This is a genomic window from Gemmatimonadota bacterium (assembly GCA_041390125.1).
Taxonomy (GTDB): domain Bacteria; phylum Gemmatimonadota; class Gemmatimonadetes; order Longimicrobiales; family Gaopeijiaceae; genus JAGQIF01.
Genome location: JAWKQN010000010.1, coordinates 165,857 through 185,616 on the forward strand (window position 1 = coordinate 165,857; position 19,760 = coordinate 185,616).

General features: G+C 70.4%; 17 protein-coding genes. 7 read left to right on the plus strand and 10 right to left on the minus strand.

The genetic code is table 11. The features are described from left to right. Positions 1 to 53: 53 nt before the first annotated feature. From R3E98_12505 to gcvH, 4 genes are all read right to left on the minus strand, one after another. Positions 54 to 878: a hypothetical protein gene (locus R3E98_12505; GenBank protein ID MEZ4424224.1), complete on the minus strand. Its 825-nt coding sequence runs from the start codon at positions 876 to 878 to the stop codon at positions 54 to 56. Further along, positions 859 to 1,539 (minus strand): metal-dependent hydrolase, encoded by a 681-nt coding sequence (locus R3E98_12510; GenBank protein MEZ4424225.1) that lies wholly within the window; start codon positions 1,537 to 1,539, stop codon positions 859 to 861. Before R3E98_12510 ends, R3E98_12505 begins: the two co-directional genes overlap by 20 nt. A 68-nt stretch (positions 1,540 to 1,607) precedes the next feature. Further along, entirely contained in the window at positions 1,608 to 4,472 is a 2,865-nt protein-coding gene (gene gcvP, locus R3E98_12515) for an aminomethyl-transferring glycine dehydrogenase (GenBank protein MEZ4424226.1), read from the minus strand. A gap of 125 nt (positions 4,473 to 4,597) precedes the next feature. Then, positions 4,598 to 4,987: a glycine cleavage system protein GcvH gene (gene gcvH / locus R3E98_12520; protein MEZ4424227.1), complete on the minus strand. Its 390-nt coding sequence runs from the start codon at positions 4,985 to 4,987 to the stop codon at positions 4,598 to 4,600. Between the two features lie 209 nt (positions 4,988 to 5,196). Here gcvH and R3E98_12525 point away from each other — a divergent pair, with 209 nt between their 5' ends. Genes R3E98_12525 through hisN form a run of 6 tightly spaced genes read left to right on the plus strand, consistent with a single transcriptional unit; the run spans position 5,197 to position 10,958 of the window. Next, on the plus strand, positions 5,197 to 6,366 hold the full coding sequence (locus R3E98_12525) for an acyl-CoA dehydrogenase (GenBank protein MEZ4424228.1): 1,170 nt from the start codon (positions 5,197 to 5,199) through the stop codon (positions 6,364 to 6,366). A gap of 43 nt (positions 6,367 to 6,409) precedes the next feature. Continuing rightward, positions 6,410 to 6,595, plus strand: coding sequence for a twin-arginine translocase TatA/TatE family subunit (gene tatA / locus R3E98_12530; protein ID MEZ4424229.1), 186 nt, complete (start codon positions 6,410 to 6,412; stop codon positions 6,593 to 6,595). Between the two features lie 7 nt (positions 6,596 to 6,602). Next, positions 6,603 to 7,802: an MFS transporter gene (locus tag R3E98_12535; protein MEZ4424230.1), complete on the plus strand. Its 1,200-nt coding sequence runs from the start codon at positions 6,603 to 6,605 to the stop codon at positions 7,800 to 7,802. Next, complete coding sequence (locus R3E98_12540) at positions 7,799 to 8,611, plus strand: RNA methyltransferase (protein MEZ4424231.1); 813 nt, start codon at positions 7,799 to 7,801, stop codon at positions 8,609 to 8,611. Before R3E98_12535 ends, R3E98_12540 begins: the two co-directional genes overlap by 4 nt. A gap of 36 nt (positions 8,612 to 8,647) precedes the next feature. Continuing rightward, positions 8,648 to 10,162: a diguanylate cyclase gene (locus tag R3E98_12545; protein ID MEZ4424232.1), complete on the plus strand. Its 1,515-nt coding sequence runs from the start codon at positions 8,648 to 8,650 to the stop codon at positions 10,160 to 10,162. Continuing rightward, a complete protein-coding gene (hisN, locus tag R3E98_12550; GenBank protein MEZ4424233.1) occupies positions 10,155 to 10,958 on the plus strand; it encodes a histidinol-phosphatase in 804 nt (267 codons plus the stop codon). The genes R3E98_12545 and hisN overlap by 8 nt, the downstream gene beginning before the upstream one ends. Before the next feature lie 228 nt (positions 10,959 to 11,186). Here the strand turns inward: hisN and R3E98_12555 are convergent, their stop codons facing one another. Genes R3E98_12555 through R3E98_12580 form a run of 6 tightly spaced genes read right to left on the minus strand, consistent with a single transcriptional unit; the run spans position 11,187 to position 18,644 of the window. Beyond that, positions 11,187 to 12,515 (minus strand): hypothetical protein, encoded by a 1,329-nt coding sequence (locus tag R3E98_12555; protein ID MEZ4424234.1) that lies wholly within the window; start codon positions 12,513 to 12,515, stop codon positions 11,187 to 11,189. 27 nt (positions 12,516 to 12,542) lie between these two features. Further along, positions 12,543 to 13,157: a cytochrome c gene (locus tag R3E98_12560; GenBank protein ID MEZ4424235.1), complete on the minus strand. Its 615-nt coding sequence runs from the start codon at positions 13,155 to 13,157 to the stop codon at positions 12,543 to 12,545. Further along, on the minus strand, positions 13,154 to 13,660 hold the full coding sequence (locus R3E98_12565) for a DUF3341 domain-containing protein (protein ID MEZ4424236.1): 507 nt from the start codon (positions 13,658 to 13,660) through the stop codon (positions 13,154 to 13,156). Before R3E98_12565 ends, R3E98_12560 begins: the two co-directional genes overlap by 4 nt. Further along, positions 13,660 to 15,027: an NrfD/PsrC family molybdoenzyme membrane anchor subunit gene (gene nrfD / locus R3E98_12570; GenBank protein MEZ4424237.1), complete on the minus strand. Its 1,368-nt coding sequence runs from the start codon at positions 15,025 to 15,027 to the stop codon at positions 13,660 to 13,662. The genes R3E98_12565 and nrfD overlap by 1 nt, the downstream gene beginning before the upstream one ends. 16 nt (positions 15,028 to 15,043) lie before the next feature. Further along, positions 15,044 to 18,046, minus strand: coding sequence for a 4Fe-4S dicluster domain-containing protein (locus R3E98_12575; GenBank protein MEZ4424238.1), 3,003 nt, complete (start codon positions 18,044 to 18,046; stop codon positions 15,044 to 15,046). A gap of 58 nt (positions 18,047 to 18,104) precedes the next feature. Beyond that, entirely contained in the window at positions 18,105 to 18,644 is a 540-nt protein-coding gene (locus R3E98_12580; protein MEZ4424239.1) for a cytochrome c3 family protein, read from the minus strand. A gap of 148 nt (positions 18,645 to 18,792) precedes the next feature. Here R3E98_12580 and R3E98_12585 point away from each other — a divergent pair, with 148 nt between their 5' ends. Beyond that, on the plus strand, positions 18,793 to 19,758 hold the full coding sequence (locus R3E98_12585) for a MoxR family ATPase (GenBank protein ID MEZ4424240.1): 966 nt from the start codon (positions 18,793 to 18,795) through the stop codon (positions 19,756 to 19,758). Positions 19,759 to 19,760 lie beyond the last annotated feature (2 nt).

Consider the following 19,760-nt stretch of genomic DNA (forward strand, 5'->3'; position numbering starts at 1 on the left):
TCTGGGGCTCGGGTGCGTGGGACCAGGGATCCTCCGTTCCGTCGCGCGGGGGGTTACAAGGTCCGGGCCAGCCCGTCCACGCCATCCCAGGTCCACGCCGCCGAGGCGTAGCGCGCGCGGAGGGACCGGGCGGCCTCGAAGGCGGCCGCGCCCTCGGCGGGCCGCAGCCGCACCCCCAGGGTCTCCTGCACCCCCTCCACCAACGCACGGCGCAGGGACGCGGGATCCGGGGCTCGGCCCAGCACCCGCTCCAGCGTCGTGGCCTCCACCGCTGGGACCGGCCCGAGCGCGGCGGCGGCCAGCGCGCTCTGGTCGTCCACCAGCAGGAGCGAGCCGTGCTGGAGGATGGTCCGGCCGATGCGGGCCTGGGCGCTTCCCAGGACCTTTCTGCCCCCCGTGGTCAGCTCCCCGCCCGCGGGACGCGCGAAACAGGCGCCCGGGCTCCGTGGCGAGGCCACGTCCCGATCGGCCGCCAGGGTGACGTCCAGCCCGAGCCTGGCCAGACCGGCGCCCAGCGCGGCGTGCACCAGCCGGTACGCGGCCCGCAGACCGGTCGCCGCCGGGAACACCACCGCGTACGTCAGGTCGGCCCGGTGCAGGACGGCCCGGCCTCCCGTGGGCCGGCGTACGTGGTCGGTGTCGGGCAGCGGGCGGTAGCGCTCCCGCGCCGGCTCGTGACGGCCGAAGGACACGGTGGGCCGGGCCCACCCATAGAGCCGGAGGACCGCGGTCCCCTCGGGCAGGGTGGCCGCCAGGGCATGGTCGAGGGCCATGTTCTCGGCGCCGGGTCGGTCCCCGTCGTCCAGGAGCCCCCACGCCAGGTCACCGAGGCGCGCGCGAGCCTCGGCGAGGGCCACCTCAGAGCGGGTGCTCTCCACCGGGCTCCAGGACCACGACCCGGGCGCGCGAACCCACCGCTCGCGCGAAGGCGTGGGCGTCCTGCTCGATGACCGGCATGGTGTCGTAGTGGATGGGGATCACCACCTCGGGGCCGATCATGTCGATGGCGCGCACGGCGTCCTCGGGGCCCATGGTGTAGTTGTCCCCGATGGGCAGCAGGGCCACGTCCACGCGGCCGGCGAGCAGCTGCATGTCCATGATCAGCGCCGTGTCGCCCGCGTGATAGACGCGGCGTCCGTCGACGTGCAGCAGGAACCCGCCGGGCGTGCAGCTCCAGGGGCCGTCGGCCCCCTCGATGAGGCCGCCGTGCGCGGCCACCGTCATCTGCACGCGGCCGAACGGGAAGTCGTGACCCCCGCCGATCCCCATCCCGTGGGCGTTGTCCACGCCCTGCGTGGCGGCGTACTGCACGATCTCGTGGGAGGAGACCAGCGTGGCGCCCGTGCGCCGCACGAGCGGCAGCGCGTCCCCGAAGTGGTCGCCGTGGCCGTGGGTGCACAGGACCCAGTCGGCCTCGACGTCGTCGACGGCCACGTCGGCCCGCGGGTTCCCGGTGAAGAACGGATCGATCACGATCCGGGTGCCGTCGTCCGTGCGGATGGACACCGTCGAGTGCCCGTGATAGTGGAGCGTGGCCATGGCCGCCTCCTGCTGCAGGGGTCGTTGGACCCGGAGGGACCCGCGCGGGGTCCTTCCGGGCCTCCGGCTCAGCCGCTGATGTCCTGGTAGGCCTCCATCGGCGGGCAGGCGCACACCAGGTTGCGGTCACCGAACGCATTGTCGATCCGGCGTACCGCGGGCCAGAACTTGTTCTCCCGCACCCACGGTGCGGGCCAGGCCGCCTTCTCGCGGCCGTACGCGTGGGTCCACTCGTCCGCCGTGACGGCTGCGGCCGTGTGGGGCGCGTTCTTGAGCGGGTTGTCCTGGCGGTCGGACAGGCCCATCTCGATCTGCTCGATCTCCGCCTTGATGGAGACCAGGGCGTCGCAGAACCGGTCCAGCTCCGCCTTCGGCTCGCTCTCGGTCGGCTCCACCATGATGGTGCCCGCCACCGGGAAGGACATGGTGGGCGCGTGGAAGCCGTAGTCGATGAGCCGCTTGGCCACGTCCTCGTCCGTCACGCCACTGGTCTTGCGGAAGGGGCGCAGGTCGAGGATGAACTCGTGCGCCACCCGTCCGTGCGCGCCGCGGTAGAGCACCTCGAAATGCTTGCCGAGGCGAGCGGCCATGTAGTTGGCGTTCAGGATGGCGTGCTCCGTGGCGGAGCGCACGCCGGTGCGCCCGAGCATCGCGATGTACGCCCACGAGATCAGCAGGATGCTGGCGCTCCCCCACGGAGCCGCCGAGACGGGCCCGATCGCCTTGTCGCCCCCGACCGTCACGACCGGATGGCCCGGCAGGAACGGCGCGAGGTGGGACGCGACGCAGATGGGCCCCATGCCGGGACCGCCCCCGCCGTGCGGGATCGCGAACGTCTTGTGCAGGTTGATGTGGCAGACGTCGGCGCCGTAGTCGCCGGGGCGGCAGAGCCCCACCTGCGCGTTCAGGTTGGCGCCGTCCAGGTAGACCTGCCCCCCGTGCTGGTGGATGATGTCGCAGACCTCGCGGATGGCCTCCTCGAACACGCCGTGCGTGGACGGATACGTCACCATGAGCGCGGCCAGCCGGTCGGCATGCTTCTCGGCCTTGGCCCGGAGGTCGGCCACGTCGATGCTGCCGTTCTCGTCCGTGGCGACCACCACCACGTCCATGCCGGCCATCACCGCGCTGGCGGGGTTGGTGCCGTGCGCGGAGGAGGGGATCAGACACACGCGGCGGTGATGGTCCCCGCGCTCCAGGTGGTAGGCCCGGATCACCAGCAGTCCGGCGTATTCGCCTTGCGCGCCCGAGTTCGGCTGCAGCGAACAGGCGGAGAAGCCGGTGATCTCCGTGAGCCAGCGTTCCAGGTCGGAGATGATGCGGGCGTAGCCGCCTGCCTGCTCGACCGGCGCGAAGGGATGCATCCCACCGAACTCCGGGAACGTCACCGGCACCATCTCGCTGGTGGCGTTCAGCTTCATGGTGCACGAGCCCAGCGCGATCATGCTGGTATTCAGCGAGAGATCCCGCGTCTCCAGCATGTGGATGTACCGCAGCATCTGGGTCTCGGAGTGATACGTGTTGAAGACCGGATGCGTGAGATACGGCGACGTCCGCTTGAGGTCCGCGGGCAGCGAATCGCCCTCGATGCTGGCGGCCAACGCCAGGGCCCGCCGCTCCTCCCCGAACACCTCGAGGAGGTCGTCCAGGTCCTGGGGCCGCACGGTCTCGTCGAGCGCGATGCCCACGGTGCCGTCCGCGAAGTCGCGCAGGTTGATGCGCGCAGCCCGCGCGGCGTCCAGCACCTCGCCGGCGCTCCGCCCCTTCGGACGCACGCGCAGCGTGTCGAAGTACCCACCATGCACGATCTCGTGACCGCCGGCCGCCAGACCCGCCGCCAGCGTACGCGCCTGCGCGTGCACGCGCCGCGCGATGCGCTTGATGCCGTCGGGGCCATGATAGACGCCATACATGCCGGCCATCACGGCCAGCAGCACCTGCGCGGTGCAGATGTTGGACGTGGCCTTCTCGCGGCGGATGTGCTGCTCGCGGGTCTGCAGCGCCATGCGGAGCGCCGGATTGCCGTCCGCGTCCCGCGACAGCCCGATGATGCGGCCCGGGATCTGGCGCTTGAATCCGTCATGGCACGCGAGGTAGGCCGCGTGCGGACCGCCGTAGCCCATGGGCACGCCGAAGCGCTGTGTGCTTCCCACCGCGATGTCGGCCCCCAGCTCGCCCGGAGGCGTGAGGAGCGCCAGCGCCAGCAGATCGGCCGCCACCACCACGTTGGCACCCACGGCGTGCGCGGCCTCGATCAGGGCGCGGGGATCCACCACGGCGCCGTCCGTGGCCGGATACTGGAGCAGCACGCCGAAGAACGACTCGTCCGGCTGGAAGGCCGCGGGGTCGCCCACCACCACCTCGACGTCGAGCGGCTCGGCGCGGCTGCGCACCACCGCGATGGTCTGCGGATGGCAGCGCTCGGAGACGAAGAAGCGCGTCCGCTCGCCCGCGCCGTTCAGCAGCATGGACATGGCCTCGGCAGCGGCCGTGGCCTCGTCCAGCAGCGAGGCGTTGGCGATCTCCAGGCCGGTCAGGTCGATGACCATGGTCTGGAAGTTGAGCAGCGCCTGCAGACGACCCTGGGCGATCTCCGCCTGGTAGGGCGTGTACTGCGTGTACCAGCCCGGGTTCTCCAGGATGTTCCGCTGGATGACGCCGGGCGTGATGGTCCCGTGATAGCCCATCCCGAGGTACGAGCGGAAGACCTGGTTCTGCGCGGCGATCTCCCGCACACGCTGCAGGAGCTCGAACTCCGGGACGGCCTCGTCCAGCGCGAGATCGCGCCCGAGGCGGATGGAAGCGGGAACGGTCTCGGCGATCAGCGCCTCGAGCGATTCGAGTCCGAGCTCGTCGAGCATGGCCTGCAGGTCCGCCTTGCGCGGGCCCACGTGCCGATCGGCGAACGCGGCCGGCAAGCGGATGTCAGCCATCGATCATGGTCGTGGAAAGAGGGGACGCGCCTCCGGCGGGGAGGCGTCTGCATCGTGCGGGAGAGAACCCGCCGGCGGGAAGCCCGTTCCGGCGGTCCAGCGGCGTCACACCGGGGCTCAGCGGCTCAGCCCTCGAGGTGGGCCTCGTATGCCTGCGCGCTCATCAGCCCCTCGACCTCGGAGACGTCATCGACGCGGAGCTTGATCATCCAGCCCTCGCCGTAGGGGTCCGAGTTGACCAGGGACGGCTCGCCGTCCAGGGCGCCGTTGACCTCGACGACCTCCCCGGCGACCGGGCAGTACAGGTCGCTCACGGCCTTGACGGCCTCGATGGTCCCGAAGGTGGCCATCTTCTCGAAGCGATCGCCGGCGCTCGGGAGCTCCACGAACACCACGTCCCCGAGCTCCCCCTGGGCGTAGTCGGTGATGCCCACGATGTACACGCCGGCCTCGTCCGCCGCCTTGAGGTACTCGTGCTCGGGGGTGTAGGACAGATCGCCGGGGATCTCGGACATGGGGTTCAGCGCCTCCACAGGGGTTGGGGCCGGAGAATTACGGGAACGGCCCCGGAAGCGTCAACCCCGGCGGAGGGGCGCGGGGGGCCCGGGCTCCCCCCGTTTTCAGCGACACCCCGGGGGGATAGGTTTCGGATCGATCCCGCCCCGCCCGGCTCCGGCCGCAGGAGCCCGGAAGGGGCACCCGCCACCCGAGAACCCCGTTGGACATGTCTTCCGTCGTCGCCCCCCAGTCGCGCCCGCCGCTGACCTCCCTCCTCGAGGACGAGGTCATGTTCCGGGACGCCGTGCGCGAGTTCGCCGAGAGCGAGCTGGCGCCCCGTGCCATCGGGATGGACGAGCGGGGCGCGCTCGACCCCGACCTGATCCCCCAGCTCTTCGAGATGGGGCTCATGGGCATCGAGATCCCCGAGGCCCACGGCGGGACCGGCTCCACGTTCTTCACCTCCGTCCTGGTGGTGGAGGAGCTGTCGCGGGTGGACCCGGCCGTCGGCGTGCTGGTGGACGTCCAGAACACCCTGGTCATCAACGCCCTGCTGCGGTGGGCCACGGAGGAGCAGAAGGGCCGCTGGCTGCCGCGGCTGGCCACGGACACCGTGGGCGCCTACGCCCTCTCGGAGGCCGGGAGCGGGTCGGACGCCTTCGCGCTGCGCTGCCGCGCCCACGCGGACGGGGACGACTGGATCCTGGACGGGCAGAAGCTCTGGATCACCAACGGCGCCGAAGCCGGACTGTTCGTGGTCTTCGCCACCGTGGACGCCGACGCCGGCTACCGGGGGATCACCGCGTTCGTGGTCGAGCGGGGAACCGACGGCTTCACCGTCGGGAAGAAGGAGGACAAGCTGGGCATCCGGGCGTCGTCGACCACCGAGCTGGTCTTCGACTCCGTACGGGTTCCGGCGGCCAATGTGCTCGGAGAGGTCGGTGTGGGGTACAAGGTGGCCATCGAGACCCTGAACGAGGGCCGGATCGGGATCGGCGCCCAGATGCTGGGCCTGGCCCAGGGGGCCCTCGACCACACCCTGCGCTACGTGAAGGAGCGGGAGCAGTTCGGGAAGCCCATCGGGGACTTCCAGGGGGTGCAGTTCCAGTTGGCCGACATGGCCACGGAGATCGAGGCCGCGCGCCTGCTGGTGTACAACGCCGCACGGCTGAAGGACGCGGGGGAGTCGTTCCTGACCCAGGCGGCCATGGCGAAGCTCAAGGCGTCCGTGGTGGCCCAGGAAGTGGCCTCCACCTGCATCGACCTCCACGGCGGGTACGGCTTCACGCGGGAGTACCCGGTCGAGAAGTACTACCGGGACGCCAAGATCGGGACGATCTACGAAGGCACCACGAACATGCAGCTCCAGACCATCGCGAAGCAGATCATGCGCTGACGGGCGCACTCGCCCCGCCATGCGGGGCGGACCAGGAGGGAATTTGTTCGGTCTAGGCGTTTGGGAGATCATCCTGATCTTCGGGATCCTCATCCTCGTGTTCGGAGCCCGGCGCATCCCCGAGATCGGCCGGGGGCTCGGAGAAGGCATCCGCAACTTCAAGGGATCGGTGCGGGGGAATGGGGAAGAGGACCGCAAGCTGGGGGACGGCCGCTCCAAGCCGGAATGACCGCTCCGTGGGCGCAACACGGAGCACCGGCCTGTCCTTCCTCTTCCTCACGGTCCTCGTCGATCTCGTCGGCTTCGGGATCGTCCTCCCCCTCCTGCCGTTCTACGCGGATCGCTTCGGCGCCACCGGCACCGAGGTGGGGCTGCTCGTCCTGGTCTATTCGCTCATCCAGCTCTTCATGGCCCCGTTCTGGGGTCGGCTCTCGGACCGCATCGGGCGCAAGCCCGTCCTGGTCCTCGGGCTGGCGGGCTCGGCGGTCTCCTACGTGGTGTTCGCCTTCGCGCCCTCGCTGACCTGGCTCTACGTGTCCCGCATCCTGGCGGGGATCGGGGGTTCGACCATCCCGGTGGCCGAAGCCTACATCGCCGACGTGACGCCCCCCGAAGGTCGGGCTGGCGGCCTGGGGGTGATCGGCGCGGCGTTCGGGTTGGGCTTCACCATCGGCCCGGCTCTGGGTGGCGCGCTGTCGGGGGTGGATCCGGTCGCACCCGGCCTCCTGGCGGCGGTGCTCTGCGCGCTCAACGCCGGCCTGGCGCTCGTCCTGCTGCGGGAATCCCTCCCGCCCGAACGCCGCGGCGCTCCGGCCCGGCGCCATGGCATCCCCCGCCTGCTCCGGCTGGGACGGGACCCCCAGGTCCTCACGGTCCTCGGGGTCTACTTCCTCTTCAGCGTGGCCTGGTCCGTCCTGCAGCCCACCCTGTCGCTGTTCGGCGCCGAGCGCTTCGGGTTCGACGCCCGACGCGCCGGCTACCTCTTCGCGTTCCTGGGCCTGATCTCGGCCGGCGTCCAGGGCGGGCTCGTGCGTCGGCTGGTCCCCCGCTTCGGAGAGGCCCGCCTGGTGCGCCTGGCCGGTCTTCCCTTCGTGGCCGGCCTGGTCGCGATCGGGGGCGCGGGCTCGGTCGGGGTGCTCCTCGGAGGGCTGGGGCTCCTGGCGCTGGGGTACGGCATCGCGGTCCCGAGCGCGCTCGGGCTGCTCAGCCGACGGGCCGGAGCGGGCATCCAGGGAGGCACCCTGGGGTTGGGGCAGAGCGCGGGCTCGCTGGCCCGCATGGCCGGCCCGCTCGGGGCCGGCATCGCCTTCGACCGGCTGGGCGTGGGCTCCCCGTATTTCCTGGGCGCCGTGGTGGCGGCGGGCGCGGCGGCGCTGGCCCTGAGCCTGGCGCAACCGCGCGCCGAGCGCAGCGCGGGCGAACCCGTCCGGGCATGAGCCTCCTCGATCGGATCGCGGTCGTCCTGGTCGAGACCCAGGACGTGGTGAACATCGGCGGCGTGGTGCGCGCGATGATGAACACCGGTCTGACCGACCTGCGGCTCGTGCGACCGGTCGAGTTCGACCCGTACCGCATCGAGGGCATCGCCCACCGCAGTGGGGACCTGCTCGAACGGGCTCGCTTCTTCGACACGCTGGCCGACGCGCTGGCCGGGTGCGTCTTCACGGTGGGGACGTCCTCGCGGGGCCGCACCGCCTCGCGGCTCTACGGACGCCCGCGGGAGGACGCGCCCGCCCTGCTGGAGTGGGCGCAGCAGGGCACCGTGGCGCTGGTCTTCGGCCGCGAGGACCACGGGCTCTCCAACGAAGACCTCGACCTCTGCCAGTCCACCCTGATGATCCCCACCGCCGGCATGCGCAGCCTGAACCTCGCCCAGGCGGTGCTGATCATCGCCTACGAGCTCATGCTGGCGTCCGGCGACGCGGAGGGGCCCCTGCCCCGCGGGCGCCGGGCCACGGCCCCGGCCGCGCACGAGGAACTCGAGGAGATGTACGGCGCGCTGCGGGAGGGGCTCGAGCGCGTGGAGTTCTTCAAGGCCCGCAAGCCGGAGTCGGTGATGCGGACCCTGCGCACCATCCTGTCGCAGGCGCGCATGGACCGTCGCGAAGCCCGGCTCGTCGCCGGCATCGGCTACGAGATGCGCAACTACCTCGATCGCCACCTGGGTTCGCCCGCCCCGGACGGCACTTCCGCCGCCTCGGTGCGGTCCAGCCCCCACGAGGACGGGGAGGACCCCGACCGGTAGCGCCCCAGGGCACCCCTCTTGCACCTTCCGCCTGAGATGACGCGCGACCGCCCCAGGATCCAGCAGGCCGACCTCTCGGAGCGCTACCGGGTGCTCCTGGACATCGGCAACACGCTGACGCGCACGCTCAGCGCGGAAGAGCTGTACCGGATCATCTACCGCGAGACCGCGCGCGTGCTGGAGTCCGCGGGCTTCTACATCTCGCTGTACCAGGAGGACGGCGACCTGGCCACGGTCGTCTTCTACGCGGACCGGGGCGAGGAGCGGCGGGTGGAGATCACCTATCGCGGCTCCGACTCCGACGTGATCCGGGCCGCCCGGCCCACGCTCATCGACGACCGCGTGCATGCGCATTCGCTCCTGGTGTTGGGCGAGCGTGACTCCGAGATCACCCGGTCGGCCATCTCGGCGCCGCTGCGCAACAAGGGGCGGGTGATCGGGGCGGTGAGCTGCCAGAGCTACCGGCCGTCCGCCTACTCCGAGGGGGACCTCGAGCTGCTCCAGGGCATCGCCGACATCGCGGCGGTCGCGGTGGAGAACGCCCGGCACATCTCCGAGCTGGAGCAGCGACGGCTCGAGGCCGAGCGCATGGAGGAGCTGGGGCTGGCGCTGACCAGCACGCTCGACGCGGAGGAGGTGATCCCCAAGGTGGTGGACGCCGTGCTGGAGCTGCTGCGCGCAGACGCCGCGGCGCTCTGGCTGCTGGAGGACGGCTCCGCGCGCCTCGCCGCGTCGGGGGGCCAGGTGCCGCTGCCCGAGGGCACCACGTGGGAGATGCCGGCCGAGGCGCTGCAACGGCTGCGGGACCATACCACTCCGCTGCGCGCGCCCGACCCCGACCGCGAGGATCCGCTGTTGGCGGAGTTGCGGGCGCGGCTGGACGTCAACTGCGCGATCCTGATGCCGCTCACCGTGGGAGAACGGCTCGCCGGTGCGCTCACCGCCGGCCGTCAGCGCCTCCTGCCCTTCACCAACGACGAAGTGCACCTGCTGCGCCGCCTGGCCAGCCAGGCGTCGGTGGCGCTCCAGAACGCGCAGCTGCACCAGCGGTTGCAGGCGCTGTCGCTGACCGATCCGCTGACGGGGCTCCCCAACCGCCGGCACCTGCAGATCCACCTGCAGCGCGAGCTGGCGGCGGCGCGTCGGGGCCGGGCGCTGACGCTGGTCATCTTCGACCTGGACAACTTCAAGACGTTCAACGACACCCGCGGGCACGTGGCCGGAGACGAGGCGCTCCGCCAGGTGGGCCGCGTTCTCCTGCGCGAGGCGCGCGCCATGAACGTGGTGGCGCGCTACGGCGGCGACGAGTTCGTTTCCGTGCTCGCCGGCTCCGGCGCGCTCGAAGGTCTGCAGCACGCGAAGCGCATCGCGGAGGCCGTCGACCGCGATCCGTACCTCTCCCGCCACGGGATGTCGCTGAGCTACGGCATCAGCCAGTTCGACCGCGCCATGCGCACGATCGACGACATCATCCGCGCCGCCGACCAGAACCTGTATGCGTTCAAGAGCCAGCGGCGGCGATCGCGGGGAACGGAGGGACCGCGTGGCTGATCCGGTGCCGACGATGCGTCACGACCCGGAGGTCCTCGGCCTCATGGAGGCCGCCGAAGCGTTCGCCCGCCACGCCGGCGAGGTGACGCTGCGCTGGTTCGGTGGGATGGTGCGGGCGGACACCAAGGGGGACGGCACGCCCGTGACCGAGGCGGACCGCGAGGCCGAGCGGACCCTGCGGGCCGACATCGAGCAGCGCTATCCCAGCCACGGCATCCTGGGCGAGGAGTTCGGGGAGACCCGCCCGGACGCGGAGGTCCGCTGGATCGTCGACCCCATCGACGGCACGAAGTCCTTCATGCACGGCGTGCCGCTCTACGGCGTGCTGATCGGCATCGAGCGGCGCGGCGAGCCCGTGGTGGGAGTGGCCCATTTCCCCGCGCTCGACGAGACCGTCGTGGCCGGGTCGGGGCTGGGTTGCTGGTGGAACGGCAGCCCCGCCCACGTCTCGGGGGTGGGCGCCATCTCCGACGCGCTGGTGCTCACGACCGACGCCCCCACCATCCTGAGCGGGCCGGTCGGTCCCGGGTGGGCGGCCCTGCAGAGCGCCGCGCGCTTCACGCGCACCTGGGGGGACTGCTACGGGCACGTGCTGGTGGCCACCGGACGGGCGGACGTGATGGTCGATCCCATCCTGTCCGCCTGGGACGCCGCTCCGCTGCTCACGATCGTCCGGGAGGCCGGGGGTCGTTTCACGAGCCTCGACGGTGTGGAGACCATCCACGGCGGATCGGGGGTGTCCAGCAACGGACCGCTGCACGACGCGGTTCTGAAGAGGCTGCGGGCGCCAGGCTGACGACGGCGGCATGGACCGTCAGCGCACGTGGGCCCATCTCAGCTCCCCACCTGCCGCGTCGTTGAGCCGCGATCACGCCGGTCTCACACACCTGGTACGCATTCGGCGCGGGGGGGCCGCCGCCGCGGTGGAGTAGCGCCCGGACGCGCCTCTCCGCCCACCAGGTAACAGAAAGGCCGACCCGCTACCGGGTCGGCCTTCGGTGGCTCGCGAGGACGCGCGGACCGGCTATCCGTGCATCACGTGCCCGTGGCGCTTCCAGGCCGAGGCATCCTCGCCCACTTCGGCCTCGATGGACTCCGGGTCCACCATCGGCTGCCAGACCTGGATGATCGGGAAGGTGGACAGGAACCAGCGCACGGACCCGATGAACAGGCCCAGGAACATCAGGGCGATCAGGGGCTCCCAGATCGTGAGGGTGGCCCCTTCGTGATGGATGGACGGCACCACCATCACGTACTGCCAGACCCACTGCCCCACCAGGATGATGGAGGCGGCCATGGCCAGCCAGCCCGGGATCATCTTGGGGCGCTTGCCGATCAGGGTGGCGAACGGCAGCACGAAGCAGAGCAGGATCATGGCCAGCGACACCATGCTCCAGCGCTCGCCGGAGCGCTCGACCACCCAGGACTGCTCCCAGGGAAGCTTGCCGTACCAGATCACGATGTACTGGGACCAGAAGAGGTAGGTCCAGAACACCGTGAAGGCGAAGCAGAGCTTGCCCAGATCCCACAGCTGCTGCATGCCGGCGGCCCGGTCGAACTCCGGGTCGGCGCGCTTGAGCAGGACCGTGGTCAGGGCCGTCACCGCGAATCCACCCCACAGCGCACCCATGAAGAACCAGCCGCCGAACAGCGTGGAGAACCAGTGCGGCTCCAACGACATGATCCAGTCGTACGAGATGAAGCTCATCACGACGGCGTAGACCATCACGTAGGCCGGCGCCATGGTGGTCATGCGCTTGTAGGAGATGGTCTCCTCGGCTTCCTGGCCCCGCCACTTCTGGGTGAGACGCTCCACCCAACGCGTCCGGCCCGCGTCTCCTTCGTGCGCACCCGAGGACTTCACCAGACCCATGTCCGGCCGCAGCGCCTGCATGGCGAAGTACACCGCCATCCCGATCATCAGCAGCAGGCCCACCACGCCCCGGGCCGTCAGGAACGGCAGGTTCAGGTAGGCCGCCTTCCTGGCCACGATGGGGTCGCTGTCCATCAGCCCCACCCAGGGGAAGTAGTCGCCCCCGAGCGTGAGCATGGGCAGGAACAGCAGGAAGGCGATGGGCAGATACGCCACGAACGACAGGCTGACCCGCCGCACCGACCAGTTCCACTTCGCCTTCACGATCCAGGTGACCACGGCCACCGTCACCGCGCCGGCGGAGATGCAGAGGAAGTACAGCCAGGCCACCACGTAGGCCCGCCACGCCTGCGCGGGATCCCGCATGAGGGTCAGCACGAAGGCGGCCAACCCGATCAGGAAGAGGACGCCGGCGACGATCGGCGTCTTCTTCGCCAGGAAGCGGGTCGGGATCTCGCTGGGGACGTGGATGCTCGACATAGGGGTCTCGTTGCCCTGGCGGGTCGCCTACTGGCCCTGCAGCTGGCGGACGTAGTTGACGACGTTCCAGCGATCGAAGTGCGTGACCTGATGTCCGTACGCCGGCATCAGACCGCGCCCGACGCGGATGATCGAGTAGATGTAGCCGTCCGAGAAGCCGCGGGCCTGATCGGAGGTCAGCGGCATCGGCAGCATGCCCACCTGGGTCGTGGGGCCGTCTCCGGCACCCTGGACGCCGTGGCAGGGAGCGCACATGCGGTTGAACACGACCTGGCCGCGCGCCAGCGAGGCTTCGTCGGCCGCCACCGGATTGGTGAGGCTGTTCACCACGTCCGGCCGGGTGAGCAGGTCTCCCTGCGTCACGGGCGCCGGGATGGCCGTGCCCTCGGGCTGGCCGATGTTGAGCTGGCCCGGAGCCGCCGGGAAGTTCCCCGCCGCGAACGGCACGGCCCCTTCGGGCGGCTGGATCGTGTTCTCGTACGGATCGAAGGACGGCTGGCTACGCATGCTGCGCCCGAAGATGGCGAACATGAGGTTGTCCATCGGAATGCAGGCGGACACGCCGCTACCGAGCAGGAGCGCCAGGAGAGGCAGGCGGACCTGGCGGGCGGCCCGCCGAACCACGTGGGACATGCGCGTCATGGAGTGGCCTCGAGCAGGGCGGGACGCGCCTCCTCCAGGATGCGGCGTGCCTCCGCGATCCGGTCGGGCGGCGCTTCCACCAACACGCCGAAGCGGCCGCTGGACAGCTCCGCGTCGTAGACGACCGGGGAGCGGAAGCGCGGCAGCTTCATCAGGGCGAAGAGCCCGATCAACGTGGAGAGCGCGCCGAACAGGATGGTGAGCTCGAACGCGATGACCACGTAGGCCGGGATGGAGAAGATGGGCTTGCCCCCCGTGACGAGCGGCCAGTCCATCTGCGAGAACATGGTGAAGCCGAAGCCCGTGGCCGCTCCGGTGAGACCCCCGACGAGCGTGAAGACGCGCACCGGGCTCTCCTTGTAGCCCAGGGCGTGCTCGATGTGGTGCTCCGGGAACGGCGCATAGGCGGTGAGCTTCTTGAAGCCGGCCGCCCGCAGGCGCTCGATGGCGCCGACGGTGGCGTCGACCTCGTTGAAGCTCGCGAGAACGCTCGAAGCACTCATCAGTGCGCTCCCTCCTTGCTCCGCATCGGGGCGGGCAGGACCTCCTTGAGCTCCGCGATGGCCACCGGCGGCAACAGCCGCGTGAAGAGGAGCATCCAGAAGCCGAACCAGCAGAAGCTGCCGATCAGGATGCCCATCTCGGTGAGCGAGGGCCGGTAGACGCCCCACGCGAACGGCTCGTACTCGTGCGACAGCGACGTCACGATGATGACGTAGCGCTCGAACCACATCCCGATGTTGATGAACAGCGTGATGACGAAGAGCGCCGCGATCGAATGGCGCACCCGCTTGAACCAGAGCAGCACCGGGATGAAGCCGTTGCAGACCAGCATGGTCCACGTGGCCCACCAGTAGTGCCCGAACAGGCGGTTCCAGAAGGCGGTGCGCTCCACTTCCTCACCCGAGTACCACGCCATGAAGAACTCGGTGAGGTAGGCGTAGAAGACGATCAGGCCGGTCAGGAGGCACAGCTTGGCCATCGCGTCGAAGTGCTTGACGGTCAGGTAGGCCTCGAGACCGAAGATCTTCCGGAGCGGCACGACGATGGTGATCACCATCGCCACGCCCGAGAAGATGGCGCCCGCCACGAAGTAGGGCGCGAAGATGGTGGCGTGCCAGCCGGGCACGATCGACATGGCGAAGTCCCACGACACCACCGAGTGCACCGAGAGCACCAGCGGCGTGGCGAGGGCGGCCAGGTAGATGTAGGCCTTGGAGAAGTGGTGCCATTCCCGGTCCGTGCCGCGCCAGCCCAGCGACACCGCCGCATAGAACTTCTTGCGCAGCCCGGTGGCGGCGTCGCGCGCCGACGCCAGGTCGGGGATGGTGCCCAGGAAGAAGAACGTGGCCGACACGGTGAAGTAGGTGGTCACCGCGAACACGTCCCAGACCAGCGGGGAGCGGAAGTTCGGCCAGAGGAAGCGCGAGTTCGGGTAGGGGATCAGCCAGTACGCCAGCCAGACCCGCCCCACGTGGATGAGCGGGAACAGACCGGCCGTCATCACCGCGAAGACCGTCATGGCCTCCGCAGCGCGGTAGATGGACTGCCGCCAGGGCGCCCGGAACAGGAACAGGATGGCGGAGATCAGCGTGCCCGAGTGCGCGATACCGACCCAGAACACGAAGGTGGTGATGTAGACGCCCCATCCCACCGGGTTGTTCAGGCCGCTGACGCCGATCCCCTGGACCATCTGGTTGCCCCAGGAACCGAAGAACAGCCCGATCCCGAGGATCGCGACGACGAGCAATGCCCACCAGCCCGGACCGGGCTTGGACATCATCTTCAGGATGTCGCGATTGACCTGACTGTACGACGTGACGTCGGGGTGGGTCAGGGCACCGCGGCGGGTGGCTTGGTCGATGGCCATGGACGTCGGTCCGCTCCTAATGCTCCGCCTGGGCGACCTCGTGGTGCGTCACCTTCTTCAGGTAGCTCACCGCGGGTTGGGTGTTGATGAGCTCGTCGAGCACACGGTACGTGCGCTCGTTGTGCGTCCACTGCGCGACCCGCGAGTTGGGGTCGCGGATGTTGCCGAAGACGATCGCGTCCGCCGGACACGTGTGCTGGCAGGCAGGCACGATCTCGCCGTCCTGCAGCGCCCGGTTCTCGACGCGGGCACGGTTCTGGACCTCGCGGATCCGCTGGACGCAGAACGTGCACTTCTCCATGACGCCGTTGTCCCGAACGGTCACGTCCGGGTTGAACTGCCAGTTCAACGGCTCCGGCATGGCCTGCGTGTACCGGTACCAGTTGAAGACCCGGACCTTGTACGGGCAGTTGTTGGCGCAGTAGCGCGTGCCCACGCACCGGTTGTAGACCTGGCCGTTCAGCCCGTCCGGCGTGTGGTACGCGGCGAAGACCGGGCAGACCGGCTCGCACGGCGCGTTGCCGCAGTGCTGGCACAGCATGGGCACCCGGCGCACGTCCACGTGGCCCGCGTGCTCGGCGTCCACATGGGCGTAGTAGCGCTCGATGCGCATCCAGTGCAGCTCACGGCCCATGGCGGCCTGGTCCTCGCCCACGTAGGCGATGTTGTTCTCTGCCTGGCAGGCGGTGACGCAGGCGCTGCACCCGGTGCACTTGTCCAGGTCGATGGCCATGGCCCACCGCGGGGTGTTCTCCGGGTCGGCGTAGTTGCCGTACAGGAGCCCGGGCAGCGGATAGTCCTCGGGCTCGCCGTCCGTCTCGACGGGCTTGAAGCCGCCCATGAGCTGGAGCTCACCGATGGGCCCTTCGCCGTGCCCGCCCTCGCCCTCTTCGGCGTGGCCGAGCGCAGCGAGCGCCACGGCCGGCGCGATCGGCCGACCATGATCGCTGTCCGAGCCGGCGATCGTGACCGGGCGCTTCCAGTCTCCCGTGGGCGTCACCTGCACCCGCGTCGACAGCAGCACCGTGGCACCCGAGGGCACCTCCGTCTCGCCGCCCAGCAGGCGCATGGCGTTGACGCCCTGATTGGTGGCCCAGCGACCGTAGTCCGTGTGCCCCATGCCTGCGGCCAGCGCCACCGTGTCGCGCCGGATGCCGGGGTAGAGCCACACCGGCACGTCCAGCTCCCCGTGCGGGGAGCTCACCCGCACGATGTCGCCGTCCCGCACGCCCAGCTCGTCGGCGGTGGCGGGATGGATCTCCAGCCACGACTGCCACATGAGCTTGGAGATGGGATCCGGCAGCTCGAGCATCCAGGGGCTGTTGGCGTAGCGACCGTCGCCGAAGCGGCCGGACGGGTGGACCGTCAGGATCAGGCCGTCGCCGTCCATCTGGGGCGCATCGAACGACAGGGCCGCGTTGGCCGCCTGCAGCGCCGGAGCGGCCGCGTCCGCCGTGCCACCCCACTGCACGAAGCCCGTCCGCAGCGCTTCGCGCCACGCGGCCTGGAAGTCCCCGCCCCCGCCCTGCGTGGCGTGGAGCTGCGACCATCGGTTCTGCACGAAGGTGCGGTAGTCCGCGGCACCCGGATCCTGGCCCAGCTGGCGCAGGACACCCAGCAGCACGTCTCCGGTGGCGCGACTGTCGAACATCGGGACCGGCCGCATGGCCGGCTGCTGGATGGCCCACAGTCCGGGCCGGGGGTTGGAGTCTCCCCACGATTCCAGGAAGTGCGCGTCCGGCAGGATCAGGTCGCACAGCGCCGACGTCTCGTCGGGCGCGGTCGCGAAGGAGACCCGGAAGCCGGCGGCGCCGAACGCCGCGGCGAAGCCCGCGCCCTCGGGAAGCGCGTAGGCGGGGTTGACGCCCCGTACCAGCACGACGCCGCCCTGGGCGGCGCGCAGGGCCTCCATCATGGCGGCCTGGGAGACCAGCGGGGCGCCCCCGTCGAAGTGGAGCGAGCGGCCGACCGCGCCCGCCACCGCGTTGAGGACCAGGACCGCCAGGTTGGCGGCGGTCGCCCCGCGGTGATGGCCGCCGAGCCCGGGGCCGAGCGCGAGGCCGGGTCCCTCCTCGACGAAGCGGGTGGCCAGCTCTTCGATGGCCTCGGCGGACAGGCCGGAAGCCGCGGCAGCCGACTGCGGATCGTAGGCCCCGAGCAGCGATGCGTACGGGCCCGCGTCCCCGCCGCGGCGCGCGATCACGTTGGCCATGGCCAGCGCGACCACGGCCTCCGAGCCCGGAGCGATGGGGAACCACTCGTCCGCGTTCTGGCCGCTGAGGTTCAGGCGGGAACCCAGGTAGACGAACGTGCCCTTGGTGCCGTGCTCGTCGACGTGGTGCATCTCCATGAAGCCCCGGGTGTTCTCGAGCACGGGGCCGCAGGTGAGCAGGAAGTCGGAGCCGAACGAGAGCAGGAACCGGGCGCTGCCGATGTCGTAGCGGGGCCGGCCGGCGGCGCCGAAGGCGATGCGGGCCGCCTCCTCCAGCGGCGTGTCCTGGATGGGCTCCCAGCCTACGGATCTGCCCCCGACCGCCTGCGTGACCGAGCCGATGAGGCTCGACAGCGACGGCCCCGTGTGCCCGTGGAGGAACAGGACGTTGCTGCCGGCTTCCCGCATACGGGTGGCCAGGAGCTGCTCGGCTTCCTCCCAGGTGATGGGCTGGAGCTGCCCGCCCACGCGCTGCATGGGCCCGGTGAAGCGGTCGGGATTGTAGAGGTGCTGGAGCGCGGCGTGCTCCTGCGAGGTCAGCGCGCCCTCGTTGATCGGGTGCTCGGGGTTGCCCTCGAGCATGACCACGCGTCCTTCGCGGGTGCGGGCCCACAGGCCGTAGCCGTAGGGGGAGTCGCCGTCGACGGTCGCGTACCAGGTCGCGACGCCGGGGGTGATCTCCTCGGGCGGCACCACATAGGGCAGGAGCTTCTCGGCCGACTGGGTGGAGCAGCCGCTCACGGCGGCGCCTGCGCTCCCGACGCCCAGGACCTTCAGGAAGTCCCTTCTCTGTATCCCTTCGCTCATGAAGTCACTCGGTGTCGGGTCGATGCGGGCTCGGGGGAAGGCGGCATCCGGCGCACGGTCAGTAGTGACAGACCGTGCAGTCCGTGGTGACGTCGCGCTCCCGGTGACAGCTCACGCACCACCCCATGTAGAGCGGTTGGTTGACCTCTTCGATCACGCCGATCTCCTGCACCTGGCCGTGGCACTCGGTACAGTCCACGCCCGCGTTCACGTGACGCAGGTGGGGGAAGTGGGCGTGGTCGGAGATCTTGTAGATGCGGGTCCAGGGGATGGACTCACCGCGCTGGTCGTACTCGCGCACCTGCTGGATGGCCGCCTGCGCGGAGGGCGTGCGGCCGTTGATCAGCGTGTGGCACCCGATGCAGGTCTTCACGGGGGGAATGCCCGCGTCCACCGAGCGCTCCGCCGAGAAGTGGCAGTACTGGCAGTCGATCTGGAACGTGCCGGCATGCACGCTGTGGGGAAACGCGATCGGTTGCACGTCGGACGTATAGACCACATCGGACGGGGCCGCCTGCTGATCGCTTCCCTGGACAAAGGCCATGATGGCCAGGGTCAGTGCCCCGCCTCCGGCGAGGACCGTCCACCGCTTTCTCATACGCTCCGATCGCCCCGGCGGGCGGCTGACAAGAGCCGGAAAAGGCTGGGAAAAAGCCGGGCAGAAGTTAGACCGGGTCCGCCGGGGGTGTCAACGCCGCAACCCACTCCCGGGAGAAACCTTTTCCAGGACACGGTGTGTCAAATGGATGCATCCAGTGGAGACCGCCTCCCGCACGCTTCCGCGGCTGGAGCGGGTCGAACATCTCATCGACCAGGTCGAGCGCGTCTTCCACGGTCGGCGGGATACGGTCCGGCTCGCCCTCGTCACGCTCCTGGCCCGTGGCCACCTCCTGGTGGAGGACGTGCCCGGCGTCGGGAAGACCACCCTGGCCCGTGGGTTGGCCCGGGCGCTCGGGCTCGACTTCCAGCGCGTCCAGTTCACGGCCGACCTCCTGCCCTCGGACGTGGTCGGCGTTGCGGTCTTCAACCCGCACACCGCCACCTTCGAGACCCGGCAGGGGCCGATCTTCGCCCACGTGTTGCTGGCGGACGAGATCAACCGGGCCCCGCCCCGCACCCAGAGCGGCCTGCTGCAGGCCATGCAGGAGCGGCAGGCCACCATCGACGGCCGCACGCTCCCGTTGCCCGAGCCCTTCCTGGTGCTGGCGACCCAGAACCCCTTCGAGTCGCACGGGGCCTATCCCCTCCCCGAGAGCCAGCTCGACCGCTTCCTGATGCGGATCACGATCGGCTATCCGGACCCGGAGGCGGAGCGGCGCATCCTGCTGGAGGGTGGAGCCGTCGAGGATCGGCTGGCCCAGCTGCAGCCCATCCTGGACCGGCAGGAGGTCCTGGACCTGCAGCAGCGCGTCGAGGACGTGCACGTGGCGGAGGACATCTCGTCCTACCTGCTGGAGATCGTCCGGCGCACCCGGAGCCACCCGGCCATCGCGCTCGGAGCCAGCCCGCGCGCGGCGGTGGGCCTGCTGGCCGCGGCGCGTGCCTGGGCCCTGGTGGACGGCCGCGACTTCGTGGTCCCCGAAGACGTCCGCCACCTGGCGGTGCCCTGCCTCTCGCACCGGATCCTCGGCAGCGGAGGGCTTCCGGGCGTCGACCGCGAGGCCGTGTCGGGGCTCGAGGAGATCCTGACGGCGGTGCCGGCTCCGCTCTGACG

Coding starts and splice junctions, on each gene's coding strand:
- R3E98_12575 (MEZ4424238.1), bottom strand. CDS start 18,046: ATGAGCGAAGGGATACAGAGAAGGGACTTCCTGAAGGTCCTGGGCGTC.
- R3E98_12580 (MEZ4424239.1), bottom strand. CDS start 18,644: ATGAGAAAGCGGTGGACGGTCCTCGCCGGAGGCGGGGCACTGACCCTG.
- R3E98_12560 (MEZ4424235.1), bottom strand. CDS start 13,157: ATGACGCGCATGTCCCACGTGGTTCGGCGGGCCGCCCGCCAGGTCCGC.
- nrfD (MEZ4424237.1), bottom strand. CDS start 15,027: ATGGCCATCGACCAAGCCACCCGCCGCGGTGCCCTGACCCACCCCGAC.
- gcvP (MEZ4424226.1), bottom strand. CDS start 4,472: ATGGCTGACATCCGCTTGCCGGCCGCGTTCGCCGATCGGCACGTGGGC.
- R3E98_12525 (MEZ4424228.1), top strand. CDS start 5,197: ATGTCTTCCGTCGTCGCCCCCCAGTCGCGCCCGCCGCTGACCTCCCTC.
- R3E98_12510 (MEZ4424225.1), bottom strand. CDS start 1,539: ATGGCCACGCTCCACTATCACGGGCACTCGACGGTGTCCATCCGCACG.
- R3E98_12540 (MEZ4424231.1), top strand. CDS start 7,799: ATGAGCCTCCTCGATCGGATCGCGGTCGTCCTGGTCGAGACCCAGGAC.
- R3E98_12555 (MEZ4424234.1), bottom strand. CDS start 12,515: ATGTCGAGCATCCACGTCCCCAGCGAGATCCCGACCCGCTTCCTGGCG.
- R3E98_12585 (MEZ4424240.1), top strand. CDS start 18,793: ATGCATCCAGTGGAGACCGCCTCCCGCACGCTTCCGCGGCTGGAGCGG.
- R3E98_12545 (MEZ4424232.1), top strand. CDS start 8,648: ATGACGCGCGACCGCCCCAGGATCCAGCAGGCCGACCTCTCGGAGCGC.
- R3E98_12565 (MEZ4424236.1), bottom strand. CDS start 13,660: ATGAGTGCTTCGAGCGTTCTCGCGAGCTTCAACGAGGTCGACGCCACC.
- gcvH (MEZ4424227.1), bottom strand. CDS start 4,987: ATGTCCGAGATCCCCGGCGATCTGTCCTACACCCCCGAGCACGAGTAC.